Origin of the sequence: Stenotrophomonas sp. Ps181 (assembly GCF_025697425.1) — a bacterium.
GTDB classification, from domain to species: Bacteria; Pseudomonadota; Gammaproteobacteria; order Xanthomonadales; family Xanthomonadaceae; genus Stenotrophomonas; species Stenotrophomonas sepilia.
The window spans coordinates 494,366-514,136 of sequence record NZ_JAHWBI010000002.1 but is presented as its reverse complement, the minus strand read 5'-3'; the positions used below and the strand labels follow the sequence as shown (position 1 = coordinate 514,136).

18 protein-coding genes and 1 pseudogene are annotated in these 19,771 nt (G+C 65.0%); 11 read left to right on the top strand and 8 right to left on the bottom strand.

The annotated features are described in order from the left end of the window. Positions 1 to 98: 98 nt before the first annotated feature. Positions 99 to 992, bottom strand: a complete 894-nt coding sequence (locus KXV01_RS06055) for an NAD(P)-dependent oxidoreductase (RefSeq protein WP_049411964.1) — start codon at positions 990 to 992, stop codon at positions 99 to 101. A gap of 98 nt (positions 993 to 1,090) precedes the next feature. Continuing rightward, the gene (locus KXV01_RS06050) at positions 1,091 to 2,002 is read right to left on the bottom strand and encodes a S41 family peptidase (protein WP_099494900.1); all 912 of its coding nucleotides are present in this window, start codon (positions 2,000 to 2,002) and stop codon (positions 1,091 to 1,093) included. A gap of 50 nt (positions 2,003 to 2,052) precedes the next feature. On the opposite strand from KXV01_RS06050, the gene KXV01_RS06045 reads away from it, so the two are divergent. The 3 genes and pseudogenes from KXV01_RS06045 to KXV01_RS20005 form a co-directional block, all read left to right on the top strand. Continuing rightward, complete coding sequence (locus KXV01_RS06045; protein WP_049411958.1) at positions 2,053 to 2,517, top strand: MarR family transcriptional regulator; 465 nt, start codon at positions 2,053 to 2,055, stop codon at positions 2,515 to 2,517. A gap of 314 nt (positions 2,518 to 2,831) precedes the next feature. Continuing rightward, the gene (locus KXV01_RS06040) at positions 2,832 to 3,137 is read left to right on the top strand and encodes a KGG domain-containing protein (protein WP_111096736.1); all 306 of its coding nucleotides are present in this window, start codon (positions 2,832 to 2,834) and stop codon (positions 3,135 to 3,137) included. A gap of 183 nt (positions 3,138 to 3,320) precedes the next feature. After that, positions 3,321 to 3,446, top strand: a pseudogene (locus KXV01_RS20005) (TetR/AcrR family transcriptional regulator); the annotation flags it as partial. A gap of 15 nt (positions 3,447 to 3,461) precedes the next feature. Here KXV01_RS20005 and KXV01_RS06035 read toward each other — a convergent pair. Together KXV01_RS06035 and KXV01_RS20000 are read right to left on the bottom strand one after the other, a co-directional pair. Further along, entirely contained in the window at positions 3,462 to 3,812 is a 351-nt protein-coding gene (locus tag KXV01_RS06035) for a VOC family protein (protein ID WP_049411953.1), read from the bottom strand. Positions 3,813 to 3,916: 104 nt separating this feature from the next. Further along, on the bottom strand, positions 3,917 to 4,117 hold the full coding sequence (locus KXV01_RS20000; RefSeq protein ID WP_049411972.1) for a hypothetical protein: 201 nt from the start codon (positions 4,115 to 4,117) through the stop codon (positions 3,917 to 3,919). Positions 4,118 to 4,516: 399 nt separating this feature from the next. Here KXV01_RS20000 and KXV01_RS06030 point away from each other — a divergent pair, with 399 nt between their 5' ends. Further along, positions 4,517 to 7,867 (top strand): autotransporter serine protease, encoded by a 3,351-nt coding sequence (locus tag KXV01_RS06030; protein WP_099494899.1) that lies wholly within the window; start codon positions 4,517 to 4,519, stop codon positions 7,865 to 7,867. 69 nt (positions 7,868 to 7,936) lie between these two features. Here the strand turns inward: KXV01_RS06030 and cml are convergent, their stop codons facing one another. Next, a complete protein-coding gene (gene cml / locus KXV01_RS06025) occupies positions 7,937 to 9,124 on the bottom strand; it encodes a CmlA/FloR family chloramphenicol efflux MFS transporter (protein WP_099494898.1) in 1,188 nt (395 codons plus the stop codon). Positions 9,125 to 9,377: 253 nt separating this feature from the next. After that, a complete protein-coding gene (locus KXV01_RS06020) occupies positions 9,378 to 9,830 on the bottom strand; it encodes a PA2169 family four-helix-bundle protein (protein WP_005419568.1) in 453 nt (150 codons plus the stop codon). 467 nt (positions 9,831 to 10,297) lie between these two features. Here KXV01_RS06020 and KXV01_RS06015 point away from each other — a divergent pair, with 467 nt between their 5' ends. Further along, positions 10,298 to 10,939, top strand: coding sequence for a glutathione S-transferase family protein (locus KXV01_RS06015; RefSeq protein ID WP_049438521.1), 642 nt, complete (start codon positions 10,298 to 10,300; stop codon positions 10,937 to 10,939). A 22-nt stretch (positions 10,940 to 10,961) separates the two neighbouring features. On the opposite strand, the gene KXV01_RS06010 is transcribed toward KXV01_RS06015, so the two are convergent. Both KXV01_RS06010 and KXV01_RS06005 read right to left on the bottom strand, forming a co-directional pair. Next, positions 10,962 to 11,369, bottom strand: coding sequence for a hypothetical protein (locus KXV01_RS06010; protein WP_049411944.1), 408 nt, complete (start codon positions 11,367 to 11,369; stop codon positions 10,962 to 10,964). 46 nt (positions 11,370 to 11,415) lie between these two features. Next, on the bottom strand, positions 11,416 to 11,835 hold the full coding sequence (locus KXV01_RS06005; RefSeq protein ID WP_317987335.1) for an H-NS histone family protein: 420 nt from the start codon (positions 11,833 to 11,835) through the stop codon (positions 11,416 to 11,418). Positions 11,836 to 11,953: 118 nt separating this feature from the next. On the opposite strand from KXV01_RS06005, the gene KXV01_RS06000 reads away from it, so the two are divergent. The 6 genes from KXV01_RS06000 to KXV01_RS05975 all read left to right on the top strand — a co-directional run bounded on the left by KXV01_RS06000 (position 11,954) and on the right by KXV01_RS05975 (position 19,764). Further along, positions 11,954 to 12,352 (top strand): DoxX family protein, encoded by a 399-nt coding sequence (locus tag KXV01_RS06000; RefSeq protein ID WP_049411940.1) that lies wholly within the window; start codon positions 11,954 to 11,956, stop codon positions 12,350 to 12,352. Between the two features lie 164 nt (positions 12,353 to 12,516). Next, complete coding sequence (gene chrA, locus KXV01_RS05995; RefSeq protein ID WP_309250490.1) at positions 12,517 to 13,848, top strand: chromate efflux transporter; 1,332 nt, start codon at positions 12,517 to 12,519, stop codon at positions 13,846 to 13,848. Positions 13,849 to 14,691: 843 nt separating this feature from the next. Further along, entirely contained in the window at positions 14,692 to 16,089 is a 1,398-nt protein-coding gene (locus tag KXV01_RS05990) for a hypothetical protein (RefSeq protein ID WP_263467597.1), read from the top strand. Between the two features lie 91 nt (positions 16,090 to 16,180). Next, a complete protein-coding gene (locus KXV01_RS05985) occupies positions 16,181 to 17,650 on the top strand; it encodes a KAP family NTPase (protein WP_263467596.1) in 1,470 nt (489 codons plus the stop codon). 397 nt (positions 17,651 to 18,047) lie between these two features. Beyond that, entirely contained in the window at positions 18,048 to 18,530 is a 483-nt protein-coding gene (umuD, locus tag KXV01_RS05980; RefSeq protein ID WP_263467595.1) for a translesion error-prone DNA polymerase V autoproteolytic subunit, read from the top strand. Then, positions 18,514 to 19,764: a Y-family DNA polymerase gene (locus tag KXV01_RS05975; RefSeq protein WP_263467594.1), complete on the top strand. Its 1,251-nt coding sequence runs from the start codon at positions 18,514 to 18,516 to the stop codon at positions 19,762 to 19,764. The genes umuD and KXV01_RS05975 overlap by 17 nt, the downstream gene beginning before the upstream one ends. Positions 19,765 to 19,771 lie beyond the last annotated feature (7 nt).

The window sequence follows — 19,771 nt, the reverse complement described above, 5'->3', positions numbered from 1 at the left end:
TGGGTTAGCGGCCGCCCGCCAACGAGGTTGAGGCGGTAGGCCTGCACATTCCTGAATCCGCTCAGGGTCGGCTCAGCGCCCCCCCCCTCGCGATGCCCTCACTCGGCCACGCGGTCCTTGATCCACTGTGCCCGCGGCAGTACCTCGATGCTGCCGACGGCATACTGCTGAAGCACGTCGTCCGGCCCGAAGCACGGTTTCCAGCCCAGCGCGCCGCGCAGGCGGGCACTGTCGTAGACACGGTCGATGCTCAATGGCAGCGGCCAGCCACGGCGTTCGAATTCGGCCAGCAGCTGCGGCGCGCGACGGGCCAGCACGCTGCGCGGGTGGGTGGCCAGCTCCAGGCAGTCCTCGCGCCGGAACGGCGTCGGCGCACAGGCAAGGTAGCGCGCGAACGGGGCGCCTTCGTCGAGCAGCAGTGCAGCATGTGCGCTGGCCACATCGCGGGCGTCGATGCCGCGGTGCAGGCGGAACATCGCCATCCGTTCGGGCGGTTCCGGGAAACACCGGCCCATGCGCAGCACGCGAACGCTGAAGCCCGGCGTAGCGGCGGCTTCGGCCAGGGTCTCTGCCTGCAGCTTGGTACGGTGGTAGATCGTGCGCGGCAGCGGCTCGGTGTCTTCGTCGATCCAACGGCAGCCACCGGCCACCACGGCATGGCCATACAACGCAGTGGTGCTGGTCAGCACGAAGCGCCGTGCACCGGCTTCGCGTGCCGCCTGCAGCAGGTGCGCCGTGGCATCCACGTTGATCTGCTGGAACACCGCATCCGGCACCAGGCCGACATGTGGGGCATGCAGGGCCGCGGTATGGATGACCGCATCCACGCCCTGCATCGCGCGCGCGACGGCCTGCCGATCGCTGACATCGGCAATGATGCGCGTGGTGGCAAAAGGGCTGCGGTCCAGCCCCACCACTTCGTGGGCGGCCGCCAACGCACCGAAGATCGCGCGCCCGATGCGGCCGGAACTGCCGGTCAACAGAATCTTCATTGAGTCCATTCACTCGAAGCGCCCGGGAACTACCGGGATGCTTCGATTCTAGGCATGCAATCGCGCATCCGCGATAGGACAGCCATGCAATCGTGCGTTCATCTTGACGACTTCGCAGGCGCCAGCAGTTGCCGCGCGATGAACAGCGGATCGTCGCCGCCGGCCACATCAGGCCTCACGCCAGTACGTTCCCAGTTGCCACCGGTGCGCAGATTGATGGGTTGCCGGTCGGGAATACTGATCTGATAGCCATCGGGCAGAAGCACAGGATCACCAAACATATGCGCGGCACCGCCACTGCGCGTGCCGACAATCCGCGCGCGGCCCAGTGCCTGCAGCGAATAGGCGACGAATTCGGCCGCCGAAGCGGTGCGGCGGTCGATCAGCACCACCAGCGGTTTCAGGTACGCAGGCAGGCTGGCAGGCGGCAGCGGTACCGGCGTGCGCCGGCCGCGCTGGTCCAGCTGCTGCACCGCGTCGATCTTCGCGTCCAGCAGCGTGCGTACCAGCAGGTCGGCACTTGCATCGTCGCCGCCCCCGTTCTGGCGCAGATCCAGCACCAGGCCATCGGTGTCAGCCAGCACGGTAAGGGCCGCAGCGAACTTCGGGCGCGCCAGATCCAGCGGATAGAAGGTACTCAGTCGCAGGTAGCCAATGTTGCCCTCCATCACCCGCACCTCGCGCACGCCGGCACCATTGCTGCGGGCATCGGCGCGCCAGGCCATCAACCAGTCGTCCTGGCCGGCCGCTGCGTCCACGCGTTCAACGTGGAAGTGGCCATCGAACATGTCCAGGTCCTGGTTCAGGCGTGCGCTGAACGCAACCGGATCCGAACAGCTGTCCGCATAGCGCTGCTGCATCGACCAGGTGCGCAGGGCATCGGCGATACGGGCGCCCTCCGCCTCGTCAAGGTACTGCGCCTGCACGGCGGTGGCCGCCGCGCGCAGCACTCCATCCTGCGCCGGGCAGGCCGCTACCAGCAACGCACCGAGCATCCAGGACACTGCCATCAACCACCTCCGCGTTGAAGATATATAAGCACTTATATATCATCCCGGTCATGGATCTCCAACACGCCACGCTCGGCACGTTGCTGCGCGCCCTGCTCGACCAGCTGGACCCGGCGGTCGAGCAGGCCTACCGGGACCTGCAACTGGACTACCGGCCCCGCTACACACCGGTGCTGCGCACGCTGATGGCGCGGGGCCCCTGCCGGATCAAGGACCTGGCATCGGCCTGCGGGCTCAGCCATTCGGCGCTCAGCCAGACCGTGGCGGCGATGGTGCGCGATGGCTGGCTGCACGCGGCCAGCGGCGACGATGGACGTGAACGCATCCTGCAGCTGAGCCCGCGCGCGCAGCGGGCGCTGCCTGCGCTGCAGGCGCAATGGCAGGCCACTGCCGTAGCGGCGCGCAGCCTCGATGCCGATCTGGGGCAGCCGCTGGAGCAGGTACTGCGCGAAGCACTCGCCGCGCTCGAACAGCGCCCCTTCACCCAGCGCCTGCAGGACGCGCGCCGGCGCTGACGCGCTCCTGCTCGGCGGCCATCTCGATTTCGCTGACGAAGGTCCAGCTGCCGTTGGTCACGCGCAGTCCGCCTGGGCCGGCGCAGCGCAGGCCAGCAAGACAAGCCATCCGAATCTGTGGATGGTCCTTCCCTGTGCGGGCAGCCAACCCCATGTTCGCCCGCCCTGGCCAAGCAGGGCGGTGCGCGCAGCAGGGTACTTGCGCCGTGAAAGGCAGCACGGTGCGGCGTGAAGGCAGCAACGCCGGTGCGGACACTCCCTTAGCCGGGCAGCGGCAAGGATGAGCTTCCCTTCCATGCAACGGGAGACTTCCCATGGCCGACCAGCACCACGGCACTTCCCATCGTGGCTTCGCCTCGATGGACCAGGACAAGCAGCGTGCGATCGCCGCAAAGGGGGGACGCGCCGCGCATGCGTCCGGCAATGCACATGAGTTCAGCCCGGCCGAGGCACGCGTGGCCGGCCGCAAGGGCGGCGAGGCGATCAGCCGCAACCGCCGGCATATGGCAGCGATCGGTCGCGAAGGCGGGCACGCTCGCCATGCCAATGCACGGCAGCAGCAGCGGCAGGGGGCCGAAGCGACGCCAACGAGGGACGGTCCACAACGCCAGCAGGGCTGACCGCGGCGCGTTCAGGCGCGTCTGCGCTGCCGGAGCAGCCCGGGTGCCGCGAGCAGGGCCAGCACGCCGGAGACGGTCATCGCCCAGCCGGAGCCGCTGGCCATCGCGCCGCGATGCCAGGCCAGCGTCTACGTCCCGGGCAGGGATGACGGCGGCTGCAGGATCAGCGCGCGCGCCTGCGTGGCCACCGATGACCTGATCGCTGCGCCCGCGCAGGACGCGGACACCTTCATTGCGGCGGTGGTGGCCGATTGCCTACGCATGGTTGGCGTGTCACCTCGCCCCGCGCGCGCCACCAGGCGCGGCTGAGGCACTATCCACCGCTCAGGCGTGGGCGAGGATGTTCAGCAAGCGACCGAACGGATCGCGGACGAAGAAGCGCCGCACGCCCCAGGGTTCGTCGGCCGGGCCATATTCCAGCGCAATGCCCGCCGCGCGCATGCGCTCCAGCACGTCCTGCAGATTGTCCACTTCGATCGACAGGTCCGGCACTGGCGTGCCGGAGCCTCCTTCACTGGCGAAGCTGACCTGCGCCAGCGCACTGCCCTGCCCGCCGTGGGTGACGATCCAGCCATGGTCCATCACCACCGGCATGCCGAGGAGCTCGCCATAGAACGCCGCGGCACGTGCGGGATCGGGCGTGGCGATGTTGGCGACGACACGCTTGACGGCCATGTTCCACTCCAGCAGGAAGAATGCGTCGAGACTGCCCGACCTCGCGCACGAACAGAAGAGCCCCGCCACGGACGGGGCCCGTCTTCAGCCGAGCATGGCCGGGCTTACACCGCGCCGCAGCGCTCCATGACACATCGATCGTATTCGTACTGGCATTCCATGGCATCACCACCACCGGATACACACGCCTGGTAAGCCTTCCAGCAGGGCAGATCGCAGGGCTGGACCGGTCCGGCCACGGCCACCGAGCCGCTGCAGGCCAACGCGAACACAGCACCGGCGATCACTTTCCTGAAAGTACGCATCGACATCACTCCTTGATAAGCCTGGTGAGCCCAGGCCAGGCCACCATAGCGCTGCACACAGGACGCCGGGTGAAGGCGGCTGCGGCTCGACGCAGTGTTGCAGCAGACCCAGCACACGCAGCGGCGCGGCCAGCTCATCCCGGCTGCGCCACGGCAGGATCGGGGAATTGCCGCGCTCGTCCGGCGGGTTGTGCGGCAGCGCGTCGGACCCGCCACCGGCCCCGGCAAGACGGCTCCAGCGCCTCGGAAAGAGGTCACGGTGCGCTGCCCGGCGGAGCCGCCGCAGATGCCCGTCACAGAAAATTAACGCGTTCATAAAATTGTCTTCACATCACTGGGGGATGTCGCCTTGCCTTGCCGTTAACGGCCTTGATGTCCGTCAACCAAGGAAGTTGTCCGATGAATCACCCGCTGTATGGCCGTTCGTCCCGCTCCCTGTCGCACCGCCCGCTGGCGCTTGCCGTCGCCAGCTCGCTGCTGCTGGCCACCGCCCTGCCAGCCATAGCCAGCGAATCACTCGAGGCCTGGCAGCAGCAGCGCCAGCTGCAGGCCGCGTGGGCGCAGCCCGCTGCCATTACGGCACCCGCAGCGACAACCGCTGCACCTGCCGCCAGCAGTACCGCCGTTCTTGGCACCGCCGGCGATCCCGCCAGCTGGCGCAGCGATGAATTCAACGCCGATTGGGGCCTGGGCGCGATGGGCGCGGACTACGCCTATGCACGCGGCCTGACCGGCAAGGGCGTACGCCTGGCGCTGTTCGACTCGGGCTCCGCGCTGGCGCATCCGGAGTTTGCAGGACGCAATACCTCCAGCATCACCATCGGTGCCGACTGTGCGACGCCGGGTGTGGTCGCCGGGACCGGTGCCTGCGGGCAGACGCGCGGCGAACAGCCCGGCTACAACTACTACGGCCTCGGTGCCGGCGTTCCGGCCGCACTCGCGGCACGTCTGATCGCCGCCGGCCAGCCCTATGGCTTCAGCTATGCCGACCACGGAACGCATGTGCTTGGCACCATCGGCGCCAACCGCAATGGCAACGGCATGCATGGCGTGGCCTTTGGTGCGGATCTCACCGCTGCCCGCGTGTTTGGCGACACCTACTATGAGTGGCGCCTGGATCCGGACAACTACTATCGCCCGCGCGCGGTGTACCGCACCGATCCGGATGACGCCGCCACGCTGGACATGTATGCACAGATCCAGGCGCAGGGCGTGCGTGCCATCAACCACAGCTGGGGCATTTCCACGCGCAACATGACCGCCGCCGCGCTGGACCAGCAGTACGCCAGCATCGGTGCCGACTACGGCGTGTACGGCAGCATCTACGCCAGCAATGGCGATACTCCGGGCTCCACCCTCATCCAGGTGTGGTCGGCTGGCAACGGCAGCGGCGCCGTCGCCGGAATCACGGCCGCCATGCCGCGCTGGAAGCCCGAACTGGAACCGTACTGGCTGGCGGTCGCCAACGTCCGCCGGCCCAACGCCGCTGCGGGCGAAACGGACTACGTGATCGATGGCAGTTCCAGCATCTGCGGCGTTGCCGCCAACTGGTGCATCTCGGCACCCGGTACCGACATCGTCAGCACCATCGTTTCCGGTGATATCCAGGGCCGCATCGAAAACACCTCCGCCTACGTGCGGCTGATCATCGACAGCGAGAACACCCAGTATGTCTATGGCACCAAGACGGGTACGTCGATGGCGGCGCCGCACATTACCGGCGCGCTCGGCCTGCTGATGGAGCGCTTCCCCTATCTGGACAACGCCCAGGTCCGCGACGTACTGCTGACCACCGCACGCGACCTGGGTGCAGCAGGCATCGATCCGATCTACGGCTGGGGCATGGTGGATCTGAAGAAGGCCATCGAAGGCTATGGCTCGCTGCGCGTGGACACCAACGTGGTGATGAACCAGAAGGCCGGCGGCCTGAAAGTCTGGGAAGGCGATGCCTGGGACAACTGGACCAACGACATCGGTGGCCTTGGCAAGCTGACCAAATCCGGTATCGGCTGGCTGCGCCTGAGCGGCAACAACAGCTTCAACGGCGCGGTACTGCAGGACGGTACGCTGGAATTGAACGGCGCCAACACGCTTGCCTCGGCGGTCGAAGTACAGGGCGGTCAGTTGCTGCTCAACGGCAGCCTGGTCTCCACCGCACTGACCACTACCGGTGGCGTGAGCACGGTCAGCGCCAGCGGCGTGCTGAACAACAGCAACCTGGTGATCAACGGCGGCGTGGTGTCCTTCAACGGCACGCAGGCCGGCGGCACCACCACGGTCGGTGCCAATGGCCTGCTGAAGGGCGTCGGCACGCTCGGCAATACCCGCGTGGACGGCATCATCGCGCCGGGCAACTCGATCGGCACGCTGACCATCAACGGCAACTACGTGCAGGGCGCAACCGGCGTCTATGCCGCCGAGCTGGCCCCGGGTGGCCGCAGTGACCAGTTGCACGTGACCGGCACCGCCACCCTTGGCGGCACGCTGGTCGCGCTGCCGGAACCGGGCGTGTACTACCTGGGCGAGCAGTTCAACTTCCTGCGGGCCGACGGAGGCGTCAACGGGCAGTTCGCCAGGACCGACTTCAGCGCGTTCTCCCCGTTCCTGCAGTTCAGCCTGGCCTACGGCGCCAACGGCACGCGCATCGATGTGGCCCGTGGTGCATCGCTGACCACCGCCGCGCACACGCCCAACCAGCGTGCCGTGGCGGCCGCCGCCGACCTGCTGCCGATCGCCCAGGGCCTGCCCAAACCGCTGACCCAGCTGTTCCCGCAGCAGGTCGGAGGCGTGCTCGATGGCCTCAGCGGCGAGCTGCATCCGGCCACGGCCCTCGCCCTGGTCGAGGGCAGCCGCTACGTGCGCGATGCCGCGTTATCGCGCCATGCCGGCGCCGCCGCGCCCGGTAGCGACGTGGCTGATGCGACGGGTGCGTGGGTGCAGGCCATCGGTGGCAACGGCAAGCTGGACGGAGACGTCAACACTGCCCGCACCGAAGCCAACAGCAACGGCCTGCTGGTCGGCATCGACCGCGAGTTCTCCGGCTGGCAGGTCGGCGTGCTGGCCGGCACGGGCCGCACCGACGTGAAGCAGCAGGAGCGTCGCGCCAAGTCGAAGATCGACAACACGCACTTCGGTGCCTACGCCAGCCACAACTGGGGCGGTTTCGGCCTGCGTGGCGGTGTGGCGTGGAGCAAGCACGAGGTGAAGAGTACGCGTGACGTCGCCTTCGCAGGCTTCAGCGACAGCCTGAGCGCGCGCTACGACGCCCGTACCCGCCAGGCCTTCATCGAAGCCGGCTACCGCTTCGGTGGCCCGGAAGCCGGGCTGGAGCCCTACCTGCAGGTCGCACGCGTCGAAGTGGATCTCAAGCGCGTCAACGAACGCGGTGGAGCGGCGGCACTGCAGGGCAAGGTGGACGATACCGGAACCACGATTGCCACTGCCGGCCTGCGCTTCGACAAGGGACTGAAGGCTTCGTTCCAGCAGGAGAGCTGGCTGCACCTGCGCGGTGGCGTCGGCTATCGCCGCGCTTCCGGTGATCGCAGCCAGGTCGCCAACTTGGCCTTCGCCAACGGTAGCACGGCATTTGCGGTCAATGGCGCACCGATTGCCGACAACGCGGTGGTGGCCGAACTGGGCCTGTCGGCCTGGCTGACCGCGCGCCAGCAGCTGGAGCTGGGCTACAGCGGCCAGTTCGGCAATGAAAGCCGCGACCACAGCGCCAACGTGCGCTGGTCGGTACGCTTCTAGTTCCAGTCACCTGTTCTCATGAAGGATTGGGGCGGCCTCATGGCCGCCCCTTTTTTCCACCGGCCGAGGCTAGCGGCGGCCGCGCAACATCGCCGCGGCGACCAGGCTGGCCACTGGCAGCAACAGCCCATAGGCCACCAGCGGCCATACCGTATCGCCCGGCAGCAGCACCGTAGCCAGTGTCCCGAAGCAGGCCACGAGCAGGCTCTGCATCGCGTAGTAGAGCGCCACCGCCGTACCCGACGCATCGGCAAATTCACTCAACGCGCCGTTGGCAGCCACCGAAACCACCATCACCAGCCCCACCGCGATGCCCCACATGGGCAGCACGACGCTGGCGAATGACCGTGGCAACTTCGCAGCGAGCGCCATCACCAGCACACCCACCACCATCACGCACAGGCCACGCACGAAAGTGCCAGGCACTGCCCAGCGTGCAATGAACGTCTTTGCCACGCGCGACGTGAGGATCATCACCAGTGCCACCGTCGCGAACGCCAGGCTGAAGGTGATCTGGGAGTACTGCATGCGCTCGACCAGCACGCGCGGTGCGATCGAGAAGAACACGAAGAACGTACCCATCGCGGCACTGAATCCCAGCGTGTAGACCCAGAAGGCACCACTGCGAAGAATTTTCTGCAGTGCCGGTCCAGCGCCTCTGCGCCCTGCGGGTCGGGTTTCCTGCCACTGGCGTTGCGCGCGCAGGCCGGCGATCAGGCCAAGCACACCCAGCAGCACGAAGATCGCGCGCCAGCCTGCTGCCGCAGCCACCAGTGCGCCCAGCATCGGCCCCAGCGCCGGTACGAAGGCCAGCATCGAAGCGAACAGTCCATACAAGGACGCCCCCTGCGGTGCATCCGCGTACACGTCGCGGACGGTGGCAAACGTCGCTACCAGCGCTGCCGACGCGCCAATCGCCTGCACTGTGCGCCAGGCCAGGAAGATCACGCTGTTGCTGGACAGCGCCAGCGCAAACGAGGCGACAGTGAACAGCAGCGCCCCCAGCAACAGCACCGGGCGGCGCCCGATCCGGTCGGACAACGGGCCGAACAACAACTGGCCCAGGCCCAGCACCAGCAGGTAGATGCTCAGCGTCAACTGCACCCGCGCAGGCGATGCGTCCAACGCGCTGGGCATCAAGGGCACTACAGGTAGATAGATATCCATGGCCAGCGAGGCCAGGATATCGAACGGCGCCATCAGGACAAGCGCCGACGGCAGCGAATGGGCCCAACGCGGGGCCTGTCGATTGAGCATGGGGAGTCTCCGCCAAGAGTGAGTCCGGCGGTGATCCATCCACTTCGCATGCATCGCAGGGATGTTCACCGCAACAACGTCTGCGTCGTTGTTGCGGCTCAGCGAACTGTCTGCGGACCGTTCCCGTTGTTCATGGTGCTGATCGTTGGCAGTGCGGGACCAGCAAGAGTGTAGCAGCGACCGATTCAGGGTGGCCGGGGCAGCGGTGCCGCCCCGGCCGCGGCGGCCCTGGGGAGTGGGCCGCCGCTGATCGTCAGGCCGCCTTCATCGCATGCTTGCGCGCGCGCATCACGTTGTGGCACTCCTGCACTTCCGGCAACAGCTGGGTGACTTCCTGACGTACCGCCGGCGGAAGCTCGTTGTCCTTCAGCACGTCCTTGAACGCGCCCAGCAGGCGGTCTTCCGATTCTTCCAGCTCGGCCACATAGCCATAGTTGGTGTCACCGAAGGCTGCACGCACCTTGCCGTAGAACTGCTGCATCGAACCCACCACGGTGCCATGCTCGGCCGGCTTGCCGCCGCTGGCAGCCACCGAACCGCTCAGCGCCGCGACGATGCGGCCCTTGACGCCGGCGATACGGGTGAACAAGGCCGACAGCTCGGCATCCTTCACCTTGGTTGCGGCCTCTTCGTAGAACGACTTGCCGTCACGAGCGATCTCGATCAGGTCGTTGAGGCGATGTTCGATGGTGGACTGGGTGCTCATGGCGTTGCTCCTGTATCTTCGTTTCAGGGGAGAAAAGCAGCCTCGACTGCGCTGCCTGCGGATCCACTCTGGACACGCCCCTGTGGTTCCCGGGTGAGCAACGATTGATACGCACATCACGTCACCCAACCCGCACTGACTTTTTCACGCGGCGGTGGCGCGTGGATCACATCGAGCGATCCTGGGCAGGGTCACCAAGGGACGAAGAGGATGATCAGCACGATCACCAGGACCGCAACGAGTGCTCCCATCAGCACGTTTCTCTGGCGCCAACTGGGTTTCGGTTTTCCGGGAGTATTCATGCCTGCTACCTGTCTCTGCGGATGACCCCGGCAGACTGATGGATCGGCGACGGTGCGTGCGTGCAGGACACGTGCAGGCGACGTGCAGGGCACCGCCCCCATGTCGATTTTCGGCACACTCGCTCGTCAGACCATCAAAGCCATCCTTGACTGCGGACTGCTCCCATGCCTCCCATCCTCACCGCCTTCGCCACCTCCCCCGACCGCGGCCAGGGCCTGGCCCGTGACATGCGCGTGCGCTGGGCACTGGAGGAGCTGGCCGTAGCCTACGACGTACAACTGCTCACCTTCGCCGAGATGAAGCAGCCTGCACACCTGGCACGGAATCCGTTCGGGCAGATTCCCACCTGGCAGGAGGGCGACCGGACCCTGTTCGAATCCGGCGCCATCGTCCTGCACCTGGCCGAACAGCACCCCGGCCTGCTGCCGCGCGATCCGGACGCCCGCATGCGCGCGCTCATGTGGGTGTTCGCTGCGCTGAACACGGTGGAACCACCCATCGTTGAGCGCTCCATGGCCTGGGTGCTGGAGCGCGAGCAGCCGTGGTACGCGCAACGGCTGCCGATGCTGGATGAGCGGGTTCGGGCGCGACTGGCGCAACTGTCGACATGGCTGGCCAAGGCGCTGTGGCTGGACGGCGAGTTCAGCGTGGGCGACCTGATGATGGTCTCGGTGCTGCTGCGCCTGAAGAGCAGCGGGTTGCTCGACGAGTATCCGACGGTGGCCGCCTATGTGGCCCGCGCGACGCAGCGGCCCGCCTATCAGCGTGCGTTCGCCGCGCAGCTGGCGGTGTTCCAGCACGCCTAGCGCTGCGCCCCGCGCGGAGTCTTCAGCGCAACCTGCGCCGGCAGGCGGCCTGCACCAGCATCAGCTGCGCCACCAGGATCAGCATTGCGCAGCCCGACAACAGCCAAGGGTCGATGTACCACTGCTCATTGAAAGTGAAATCACCGGCGGAAATGCGTTTCCAGCCGTTGAAGTGCTGCATCGCTGCGACCACGAAGGCGAAGCCACCCGCTGTGTACGACAACCAGGGCACGATGAGGCTCCCCGGGCGCGCGAACAGCGTCAGCAGGCCGAGCACGCCGATGACCGTTCGCTGCACGCGGCAGTACGGGCAGACATAGGCCATCCCGCTCCATTCCACCGCCCAGGCCAGCAGGCTGACCAGCACGGCCGCGCCTGCGGCTGTGTGCAGGACTTTCGGCGTGATCGTCATGCCACTCTCGTGTGCCATCCCGTGCTCCTTTGAAAGACCCGGGCAGGGTAGCAGTGCTGCAGCCTCATCCCTTCTTGATGACGGTCCGCTTGCCGATGGTGCTGGTCTTGCCAGCGGTCGGCCTGGCCAAGCCAGGAATCAGGAAATCGGTGACCTTGTGGCCCATTGACACCTTGGACACCAACCAGCGCGGCATGCGCCCGCGACCGGTCCAGGTCAGGCGCTTGTATTCCGGGTCGCGATACTTGGGTGCGACTTTGCCGGATCTACGGCGGGCGGGTTTGCGGGCGGGCGCAGGTGTTTCCGAGGCTTGGCCACCAAAGAGTTCTTCAAGGGTATAGCCGGCTTCGGCGGCGGCGGCCTTCAGCATCCGCCGCACCGCACTGGCCGGACGGCGGCTGGAAATCAGCTGTTTCCGCTGTTCAGCGGCAACCACCAGGGCACCCAGCTCGCGAAGGCTGAGCGATTCAATATCGATCGTCATGCGGGAAAGGTCTACTGCAGCGCGGCAGCTGTCAAGGCGCCTTGTCCGGCGCGTAGACACAGGCTTCACCGCCGGTGGGCTCCGATCGCTCGGGTCGGCCATCTCCGAGGACATCGACGTGAGCACTTCATCGCATTCGCTCGCCTACCTGCTTGCGCGCATCCTGCTGATGGCCCTGTTCCTGGTCTCCGGGCTGGGCAAGCTCGGCGATCTCAGCGGTACCCAGGGCTACATGGAGGCGATGGGAGTACCCGGCATCCTGCTCTGGCCGACCATCGCCTTTGAGATCGGCAGCGGCCTGTGCATCCTTCTCGGCTTGCAGACCCGGCTGGTGGCGGTCGTGCTCGCGGGTTTCAGCCTGGTCACCGCTTTCATCTTCCACCACGACTTCGCCGATCAGACCCAGCAGATCATGTTCCTGAAGAACCTGGGCCTGGCCGGTGGCTTCCTGCTGCTGGCCTGCACCGGGGCGGGACGCTACAGCATTGATGGGCGGAGGCGGCGCACGCAGCTGTAACGCCAGTCCAGGGCATCGAGAGTACCCTCGCCGGATGCGGGAGGCACCGGACCAGGACGATCAACGGCTGACCGCGACTTCCGTCATTGCTGACGGCTGGCTGGCCAACCTCGTCAGGGAATCGTCTCAACGTGAAGCACACAGTGCAGGACACGCAGGATCCGCTGCAGCCACCGCGATCGGTCAGCTTCCGGGAGGCCGTTGCCTTCTGGCTGAAGCTCGGCTTCATCAGTTTTGGCGGTCCCGCCGGCCAGATTTCGATCATGCACCAGGAGCTGGTCGAGCGTCGGCGCTGGATTTCCGAACGGCGCTTCCTGCATGCACTGAACTACTGCATGTTGTTGCCTGGCCCGGAAGCCCAGCAACTCGCCACTTACATTGGCTGGCTGATGCACCGTACCTGGGGCGGGGTGGTTGCCGGGATGCTGTTCGTGCTGCCCTCGCTGCTCATCCTGATCGGGCTGTCATGGCTCTATGTGACGTTCGGTGAAATGCCCGTGGTGGCCGGGTTGTTCTACGGGATCAAGCCGGCCGTCACGGCCATCGTGGTGCATGCCGCCTATCGCATCGGCACGCGCGTGCTGAAGAATGCTTGGCTGCAGGTGATCGCCGCTGCTTCGTTTCTGGCCATTTTCGCCTTCGGCCTGCCCTTCCCGCTGATCGTACTGGGTGCTGCGCTGATCGGTTATTGCGGCGGACGATTCGCCCCACGGATGTTCGGCGTCGATGGCGACCAACGTGCCCCGCAGCAGACGTTCGGTCCTGCGCTGATCGACGACGACACCCCTGCGCCGGCGCATGCGCGCTTTCGCTGGCGGCGCCTGATCGTGCTGGCGGCCACAGGCGCGGCGCTATGGGCGTTGCCCATGGGCGTGTTGATCGCGCTGTATGGTTGGGAAGGCACGTTGACCCAGATGGGCTGGTTCTTCACCAAGGCCGCACTGCTGACCTTTGGCGGCGCCTATGCGGTGCTGCCCTATGTCTACCAGGGCGCGGTGGGCCACTACGGCTGGGTGACGCCCACGCAGATGATTGACGGCCTGGCCTTGGGCGAGACCACGCCGGGACCGCTGATCATGGTGGTGGCCTTTGTCGGCTTCGTCGGTGGGCATGCCGCGCATGCAGTGGGTACTGGTCAGGCATTCCTGGCTGGCGCGGTGGCTGCCAGCGTGGTCACCTGGTTCACCTTCCTGCCCTCTTTCCTGCTCATTCTCGCGGGTGGCCCGCTGGTGGAATCGACGCACAACGAACTGAAGTTCACCGCACCGTTGACGGCCATCACCGCCGCCGTGGTCGGCGTGATCCTCAACCTGGCCCTGTTTTTTGGCTACCACGTGTTCTGGCCGCAGGGGTTCGTCGGCCCGCTCGACTGGCCATCGGCACTGCTCACGCTGTTCGCCGCCGTGGCCCTGTTCCGTTTCAAACGGGGTGTCATCCAGGTATTGGCCTGCTGCGCGCTGCTGGGTTTGGCTGTGTACCTGATGCGGAACTGGTGAGTGAGCGTGCGCGTGGAGCACCATGGGCCGCACAGGGGCGTAGGCCACTGGCGCACAGCCCGGCGAACGTCTGGTGGAGGCGACGTGACTGTCCCTGAAATCCCGTTCGCCGATCTCCTGGGTTCCGGCACGGCCCGTACTGCGGCAGGGTGGTCGGGACACGTTGGCGAAGATCTGGATGGATACCTCTGAACCCGACATTTCCCTGCAGGAGATCAAAGCTCTCCGCCAGCAGTTGGCGGTCCTTCGTTTCGATATTTCAGGCAAGGAGTGGCTCACTGTTGACGAGGCCGCGCACTATTGCGGCAGTCGTCCGGCCAGCTCCGGAAGAACGCTCCTGATCTCGGCCTTGTCCCTGGGAACTTCATGGGCAAGCAGCTCTATGAGAAGAGTGAACTGTATAGGGCTGTTCACAATGCCAGCGACTGGGCCATGCGTGGGCGTGTTGGCTCCAACACTCCATCTGCTGCACCGAGGTCTGCGCGGGTGGAAGAGGCTCGTGCCCGCTTGAGCCGCTGTGACCAACGAAGGGGGAGCCGCTGATGGATCAGGCTAACAAGCTGATGACGCTCGCTCAGGCGGCGGAGCTTTGTGCATGCCACCGGGTCGCGCTGGCTCGACGAAAAAGACACTGCAGATAATTCTAAGTGCCTGATTCGATGGTGGGCCCACCAGGATTCGAACCTGGAACCAAGGGATTATGAGGCCTCTATAGGGCTTCCACAACCTTCCACAGGCGTCCCGGCTTTAAGCTAAGTCGTTGATTTTCTCAGGTTGTGCGACCACCTGCGCCCATCATCGTCCACCTCTTTCCATGGACAAACGGTCACCGAGCGGTCACCAATGGGCGCATCAAAGGGAATGCTTACAGCGAAGGGACTGGCCGCACTGCCGGCCGGCGAATGGGTCTCAGATCCGGCGCCGCGCGGCGCGGGCTGTCTGGACGTGCGCAAGCTGGCCGGCGGGCAGCTGCGGTTCTACTACAGGTACACGAAGTCCAACGGGCAGCGCGACCGTCTGCTGATCGGCACCGGCCTGGCGCTGACCGCGGCACGCGAAGCGGCGGCGGCGTTGTCACGGCGGTATCAGGCCGGCCAACGGGATCTGCGCGAGGCGATCGCGGCCGAGGCAGCGGCCGCGGACCGCGCGAAGGCTGAGGCCCTGGCCGAATCGACACGCCGATCTGGTGCAACACTTGGCGCTCTGATGACAGCCTACGTCCAGAGCTTGGAGGACGCTGGCAAGGTCTCTGCCGCCGCGACGCGCGCTTCCATCAAGCGCCATATCGAGGATCCGTGGCCAGCCCTCTGGGCGCGCCCGGCGTCCGAGCTTGAGCTGGATGACCTGCTTCCGATCCTGTCGCGACTGGTGCGCGCCAAGAAGCTGCGCGAGGGCGGCAAGATCCGGTCGTATCTGCGGGCGGCGTATGCAGCCGCGATCGCAGCGAAGCAGGATGCGGCAGCCCCCGACGCTCTGCGCGTGCTCAACGTATCCAGAAACCCGGCGCGCGACCTGGCCACGCTCGACAGCGGGCAGCCGCGCGACCGGGTTCTGTCGGTGGCCGAGCTTCGTGCCTACTGGCGCCGGATCGAGGCGATGCCCGGGAGGGAGGGTGCTCTGGTGCGCTTCCACCTGCTGACCGGCGGGCAGCGCATTGCACAGCTGATGCGGCTGAAGTGGTCTGATCACGATCACGACACGGACACCGGTATCGGATCCGTGCGCTTGCTCGACATCAAGGGGCGTCGCCGCGTGCCTCGCGTGCACCTGGTGCCACTGCTCCCGCTGATGGCTGCGGATCTCGCCGTCTTGCGCGGCGATGATCACAGTGAAGGCGGCGGCGACGGCGCCAGGCCGCACCTGTTCTCGCTCACCGGCGGAAAGGCGCCTGCTACCTATGACGAATTCCGGGGAATCATGGATCCGGTGGTGGGCAGCATGGTGGCCGCCGGAGAGCTGACATCGCCGTTCACGCCGGGCGATCTGCGACGCACGGTGGAGACTCGGCTAGCTGCGCTGGGACTGTCGCAAGAAGTCCGTGGCCACTTGCAATCCCACGGCCTGAGTGGTGTTCAGAAGCGGCATTACAACTTCTTCGAGTACGAAGCGGAGAAACGTGCCGCGATCCATTCCCTGTATGAGCTGTTAACCTCAACGCTTGAAAGCTCGTCAAATTCTGGAACCGCTGTCGGTAACACTCGAACATACTCTTCAATTTCCGGCATCGGCAATCGACGGTGACCGCTGTCGCGTGCGGACACTCAGCTTGTGAGACCACTGCTTTTACGGCAACCTTGCGAGCATCCGACGGCAGCTTGGCAAGGACGCGTCAATGGCACTCTCAAAGGCATCACATCCGCAGATTGACGCGTCAAACCCTTGGGCAGGGGATCCCTTGGCGAGGCAGCCCGAGGGAGAGGTTCTAGCCAACCTTATTTCAACACTCGGCGACTCTCCATTCGTAATTTCGCTTAAGGGCGGATGGGGTACCGGAAAATCAATCTTTCTGCGCAGGCTTGGCGCCCACCTTCAAGGGACCTTAAAGATACCGGTTATTCATATCGACGCGTGGCAATCTGATTACGTTGACGACCCCCTCCTAATAATGGCTAGCGCGCTAGGTGACAGACTGGGGGAAATACAAGATGGCCGTATCACCAGGGGGCTGAGCACAATTATCTCGGGGCTTGCAGGGTCTGCCGGAAAGATCACTTTGCCAGTTCTATCAGTTCTTGCTTCTGCGCTTCTCCCTGGCGGAGCCAAAGCAGTAGAGCTTGCGGCGGCAATGCCCCAGATCGCTCAGAACTTCCTAGATTGGGATGGCGAGAGAAAATCTGCTGAATCCGACTTTCGCGCCAGTCTAATAAAAGCTAAAGAAAAGCTGCACAAGTCTCTAAGAAGTGACTCCGAACTACCCGTTGTTGTAATCGTAGACGAGCTCGACCGCTGCCGCCCAGACTTTGCCATCAAGTTCCTAGAGCGAATGAAGCATTTCTTTAGCGTTGACGGGATCTGCTTTCTGATAGCGACAGACTATGAGAACTTGCCAAACGCCGTTGAATCCGTCTATGGCCCCAAGGTGGCGGGAGAACTATATCTAAGAAAATTCTTTGACTTCGAGTTCAACCTCCCTCCCCCCGCAGCCGAAGACCACGCCACTTATCTTTTCAGCACCTTCCCTGGCGCCGCCGATCCAGCAAGGGCCACTGCGGCTAGGAAGAGGCTGCTCACAATGGGAGGCTACCAAGAATTGTTCAGTGGCCCACGCAGCATTCTAGAGCAAGCGGAATACACCCTACTCTTTGGCTGGACTGCTTCCGCAATGGAGTTGCAACTACGCGACACGCTGCAAGCCCACACCCTCCTGATGGCATTCGTCAGAAGCTACCCGAAAGATTCAATGAGATTCCCCTTTGTAGATTGCTTTATTGCTTGCATGCGCTTCCGAGATCCCGACCATTTCAGAAAGCTCGTAACAACTCATGCGGGGCAGTACTCAATTTCGGCTGATCTTACCTCAAGCGGCAAGATCTCCGGCGCGGTCTTGGGCGCCTTAAATCGCTTCACAGCCATCCGTCTCGATTCGTCCCTGTTCAAATTTGATAACGAGGTTTCTCGCAAGATCTACGATAACTCGAATAATCCCATACAAGCTCTTGCATACGAATCTCTTTTGAGGCGAGGCAAAGCGACGGCGAACCACAGTGCCGGGATTCTCACCATAGACGTTGAGAAGTACATACGCGACGTTATAAAACTTTCTGCGGCGTTTAGCCAAGATGACCCAATAGCCGATCCCTAATAATGCAATGGCCACTTGATCCGCCAATTGGATAGAACGCCAAGCTTTTAGAGAGCTCAATGCCTACTAAGCGCCTGACGGTGCGCTGATTGTGACTGGCTGCCGCCCAGAGTCGCTGCACGCCCTTTCGGCAGCGCGCGCGGCAAGGTATCTCTTTCGAGGTACGACGCCTACTGCAGCTTGGCCGCAGCCTTGGCCTCCAATCAGGCCGGGGCCTTTTGCCAGCGCTGCAGGATGCCTGTTGAGCTTCGCGCAGTTCGCGACTGCCGTGGCGCCTGGCCCTCTGTGCGGAACGCGTTCAGGAATCCGAGGGCGACGATCGCGGCCAGCAATTAGTAATTGTACTAACATGCGCCCCGTCTCGACCCGTGAGACATGCCGCTACCAGAGTACGCCCATGCAGTCGCTTCCCCACTCCCATACGCTGGCCCACCCAGTCGGCCCGGCCATGATCGATGGCCCGGCGCAGTTCGTGCCCCTTGCCGCAGCGCGCGCGCGGCTTGGCTTCCCTTCGCCGGCCGACGACTTCATGGACGATGCGATCGACCTGCATCGCCTGCTGGTACGCAACCCGGCCGCCACGTTCCTGTACCGCGCCGATGGCTGGTCCATGAGCGGCGCCGGCGTCAGCGACGGGGACATCCTGGTGGTCGACCGGTCGGTAACCCCCCAGGCCGGGGACCTGGTCATCGCCATCTGGGACGGGAACCAGCCCACCTGCAAGGTGCTGCAGCTCTTCGAAAGCCACATGGAACTGCACTCGGCCAATCCGGACTTCCCCCCCATCGTGCTGGAGCAATCCACCGAGGTGGAAGTGTTCGCTGTCGTTGGAGTCGTCCGCCAGATCAAACGCCGGAGTAGCCGTGTTAGGGCTCGTTGACGGCAACAACTTCTACGCCAGCTGCGAGCGCGTGTTCCAGCCGGGCCTTCGCGGCGTTCCGCTGGTGGTGCTGAGCAACAACGACGGCTGCGCGATCGCGCGCTCGGCCGAGGCCAAGGCGCTCGGCGTCAAGATGGGCCAGCCCGCTCACGAACTGAAGCACCTGGTGCGCCGGCATGGCCTGCAGATGCGTTCGGCCAACTTCGGGCTCTATGGAGACATGAGCGCCCGGGTCGTGAGCGTTCTGCGGGAGGCCGCGCCGCGGGTGGAGGTCTACAGCATCGATGAGAGCTTCATCGACCTGGACGGAATCCGGGATCGCGAGCGGTTTGCCCGGGATCTGCGCCAACGTGTGCACCGGTGGACCGGCATACCGAATTGCATCGGCATTGGCCCCACGAAGACCCTGGCCAAGTTGGCCAACAAGGTGGCCAAGAGTGCTGACGGTGTGATCGACCTCGGCAATGCGGCCTACCGGGACACGGTGCTGCGGACATTCCCCGTAGGTGATCTATGGGGCGTCGGGCGCCGGCTGGCGCCGCGGTTGGAATCCATGGGCATCAGCACCGCCGCAGCACTGCGCGACGCGCCGGCGGACGACATCCTGGCCACCTTCGGTGTCACGTTGGCACGCACTCAACGTGAGCTGCAGGGACATCCGTGCATGGAACTGGAGGAAGTTGAGCCAGATCGGCAGCAGATCATGGTGAGCCGGTCCTTTGCGGAGCGGGTGGAAGACCATGACGCGGTTGCCCAAGCACTCGCTACGTTCGCCGTCAGGGCCTGCGAGAAGCTACGCGCGCGCGGCCTTGTCACCGCGGGGGTATGGGTGTTCGCGCATTCCGACACGTTCCGTCCGGAGCTGCGGCAGCACAACGCCACCCGGTCAGTAAGCCTACCGGCCTCGACCGCTGACACGATGGTGGTGCTGGGTGTTGTCCGCCGGCTGCTGCGCGGCCTGCTGCGGGAGGGCATCGGATACAAGAAGGCGGGTGTGGCGCTGCTCGACCTAGCCCGGCCGGAAGAGCTGCAAGCGGATCTGTTCGGACCCACGGTGGTAGGCAACGAACGGCTGATGGCCACCATGGACCGAATCAACCAGAAGTTCGGGCGGGGCACTGCGGGACTCGGTGCGTCAGGTTGGCAGGCTCGGCCTGCCTGGGGCATGCGGCAGCACATGCTCTCACCGAACTACACGACATCCGTGCACGAGATCCCTCCAGCGCGGTGCTGACGCGCCA